General features: G+C 41.4%; 3 protein-coding genes. 2 read left to right on the forward strand and 1 reads right to left on the reverse strand.

Features of this window, described 5'->3' with window-relative positions:
• Positions 1-145 precede the first annotated feature (145 nt).
• Positions 146-1,321, forward strand: a complete 1,176-nt coding sequence (locus tag DV872_RS25790; RefSeq protein ID WP_114632854.1) for an MFS transporter — start codon at positions 146-148, stop codon at positions 1,319-1,321.
• A gap of 99 nt (positions 1,322-1,420) precedes the next feature.
• On the opposite strand, the gene DV872_RS25795 is transcribed toward DV872_RS25790, so the two are convergent.
• Positions 1,421-2,065: an AAA family ATPase gene (locus DV872_RS25795; RefSeq protein WP_114632855.1), complete on the reverse strand. Its 645-nt coding sequence runs from the start codon at positions 2,063-2,065 to the stop codon at positions 1,421-1,423.
• 206 nt (positions 2,066-2,271) lie between these two features.
• Between DV872_RS25795 and DV872_RS25800 the strand changes: the two genes are divergently transcribed.
• Positions 2,272-3,318 carry a hypothetical protein gene (locus DV872_RS25800; RefSeq protein ID WP_114632856.1) on the forward strand — a complete coding sequence of 349 codons (1,047 nt, stop codon included), beginning with the start codon at positions 2,272-2,274 and terminating at the stop codon, positions 3,316-3,318.
• Positions 3,319-3,424: the final 106 nt, after the last annotated feature.

Genomic DNA, 3,424 nt, shown 5'->3' on the forward strand with positions numbered 1-3,424 from the left:
TATTGTTCATGAAAAAAGATATCTGGCTATGGTTGAATAAGCCAAAACCAATGGCAGAATCAATGTTTTTTTCAGATGGTCAAATGGGGCTGTTTTTATGAAGCAATTTTATCTTGGACAGCTGTGATTTTAAATAAGGAAAATTATGAAAGATAAACGGAATATAATGATTCTATCTTTGGGCTTACTTGCTTTTATGACGAATGGTGATAATTATGCAGCAGCTCCTTTGCTACTGAAAATATCGGAGGACTTAGGCATTGGGCTGCAGCAGGCTGCCTATTCTGTAACAGCTTATATGCTCTCTTTTGGATTTTTCACTCTTATATTCGGTCCTCTGTCTGATCGATTCGGAAAAGTGAGAATTATCAGTATTGCCGCTTTTGGTACAGCTGTTTTCAGTATTCTTGGAGGCTTTGCTTACAATCTACCCAGTCTGATAGTTTTAAGATCATTTAATGGAGCCTTCGGTGCTGGCGTTTTTCCTGTAACAATGGCTCTTGTTGGCCAATCATACAATGATAAGGAGCGACAGGGTGCTTTAGGAAAGGTTATGGGGCTGATGTTCCTCGGGGGGGCAAGCGCTACAGCACTTGGAGGGATCATCTCCTATTTTGGATCATGGAGACTTGTTTATATTGTATATGGAATTGGAGAACTCATAGTTGCATTTGCTATTCTGAAACTTCTCCAGAAAGATAAAGGTGTTGTAGATAAATTAAACTTCATTCAGGCCTATAAAGTTCCTCTGTCAAATTATCGCTTTATGCGACTTGTCATGGTTATCTTCTTTGTTGGATTTACAGTCTTTGGAAGCTTTACGTATTCAGGAAAGTTAATACAAACTCTAACGGGTTTTTCAGTTCTTCAAGTAGGTCTTATTCTTTCATTTTTTGGTCTTGGAACAGTTCTAGGCGGAAGAATTGCACCAAAAGCAAAGATGGTTCTCAAACATGGTTTTCTAGTTACTGCTGGTGTATTGGGTTTTGCAGGTTTATATATCCTTTCTACAATGAGTAATGTTTATTTACTCATTATTGGCCTATTTAGTTTCGGAGTTGCTTTTATATTTCTTCAGTCAACGCTAGTATCAGCAGCCCAGGCAAAGTTACCTAAAATGAGAGGAACAGCCATGTCTCTTGCTTCATTTAATATGTTTATAGGAGGTGCTTTCGGTACTGCCGTTAATGGTAGGATTATGACATCAATGGGAATTACTGCCATATTTTCTTATGCATCACTTGTTATCTTTACAGTTGGTATCGTAGCTGCAATTTTTATTGCAAGATTTGAAATGCGACAAAGTCTGGTAAATAACTGAAGCCTGTATGGTGTGAACTCAATTAAGTCACTCTTTAGAGTGGCTTAATTGAGTTCCCCTGATTTAGTAGATACATCACCTGCTAAACAGGAGCCAGCATCATCTTCCCAGAACTTCTTTTACCGTATTCAGTAAAACAGAGTCTATGTCTAGTGAATCCAGGGTTCTGAATTTATCCAGTTTCAGGTCTCGATTCAATCGGGCTGTATCGACAATAATTTGTACAGCATTGTCCTGAGGCACCTTCCATGTGTTGATAACAAGATCAAAAGCATTGGCCCTGTCTGGATGTCCATGCAGCCATTTCTCCACAAAGGCCTTGCGCATGTGATCATGTTCTGTCACATCATCCATGCACTGCCGCCAAGATGTATTATTGGTTCGTTCCATCAGACGTTTGACTCTTTCTTCAAGGGGAGCCCATAGACGGACATTGAGAACATCGGAGAAATCGGGAAAGACTGCAAAACTGCCTCTTCCAAGGAGCACAATCTCTCCATGTACTGCTATTGCCTGAATTACCCTGTATAGAAAACGTATCATATCCTCATGAAATTGATCGAGTCGATCCAGAAAACCGGGAGATGTTTCATAGAATTCATCGAAACTCACCATACCATACTGATTCATGATCTCTTCGATGGTTTTTTTGGTAACAAATGAATAGCCGAGTTCATCTGCTACCTTTTGACCGATCGTAAGACCACCGCTGTTTAAATTCCGCGAAATGGTTATTACGTTCATACCCTTACCTCTATATTAGAAAAACAATCTAAAGCGGATGAAAGATACGGATTCTATGAGAGCTATGCTGATCAGTTCCTTTTATTCTGGAATATATGATTTTTTGAAAAAAGGCGGAAACTGATTTAAAAAACTGGTTAATGGATATGAGTTTCCGTGTTAGCCTTTCATTGATCGAGAGGAACAAGTAATGAAGGAAAACATTTATGAGTAAGAAGAACACAAACCTGACCCGAATGATTGTCTATCCGGTAATCCTGTTGCCTATTATTGTTTTTCTCCTTCTTGTATCTGGCAACCGATGGCTCTGGCCTGATATGAACAAATTCATCACTGATGCAGTCGGGGTCCAGATGAACTGGATTTTGATAATTCTCACTCTGATCTCTCTCGGTGGAATATATCTTCTTATCCTCATATATCAAGTGATCGATTCATACAGAAAGGAAAAGATACGAACCATAGGCATTGCAGCTCGGATAATTCCGGCTCTTTCTTCCCTGGCAGCAGTGGCTCTTTCCTTACTTATTATAGGAGAGGCTGGTTCTCTCCTGTTCAGCAAACCGGTAAAGGAGTACACCCTACCTCCTGTACTGCAATTTTCCGATGGAACTCCCGTAGAGGATATCCGTATGTGGGATGAGATCCGCAGAGATGAGATCATCAGTCTGTTCAATGAATATGTATATGGTCCCATTCCTGAGAAACCCGAGAATATGCACTTTGAGATCCTTGATATCAAACCCGATGCCCTGGATGGAAACGCCATTCGTAAGATTATTCGCGTGTATTTTACTCCCGGCGAGGCCGGACCATACATGGATCTCCTCATATATCTGCCGAAAAACATAACAGGACCATCTCCGCTTTTCCTGGGTCTGAACTTCTATGGAAATCATAGCGTAAGCGAAGAACAAGATATTCCTCTTCCTGAAGTCTGGATACGGAACAGTAAGAAGTATGGAATTACCGACAATCGGGCATCCGGGGAAAGCAGGGCTGTCCGTGCCAACCGCTGGCCGGCATCAACACTCATTGAAAGGGGATACGGCCTGGCAACAGCCTATTATGGAGATCTCGACCCTGATTTCGATGATGAATATGCCAATGGGGTGCACCCTCTTTTTGATGAGGAAACAGGGTCTATCAGCGCCTGGGCCTGGGGCCTGATGGATATTCCGGTGAAAACTGCCACCCATTCCGGTTTTATCCTGCCACCTAAGTCGCTTTTTTCAACCGCTGGTTTCATCTAATCCCGGGTGGCAGGTTTGAGTCAAGTTTTTTTATACATTTTCTTCCTTACAGACTCTCCCTGAAGCTCTATTCTGATAGAACTGTGAACAATACGGTCCATGATTG

This window comes from Oceanispirochaeta sp. M1, assembly GCF_003346715.1.
Taxonomy (GTDB): Bacteria; Spirochaetota; Spirochaetia; order DSM-2461; family DSM-2461; genus Oceanispirochaeta.

Coding starts and splice junctions, on each gene's coding strand:
- DV872_RS25795 (WP_114632855.1), bottom strand. CDS start 2,065: ATGAACGTAATAACCATTTCGCGGAATTTAAACAGCGGTGGTCTTACG.
- DV872_RS25790 (WP_114632854.1), top strand. CDS start 146: ATGAAAGATAAACGGAATATAATGATTCTATCTTTGGGCTTACTTGCT.
- DV872_RS25800 (WP_114632856.1), top strand. CDS start 2,272: ATGAGTAAGAAGAACACAAACCTGACCCGAATGATTGTCTATCCGGTA.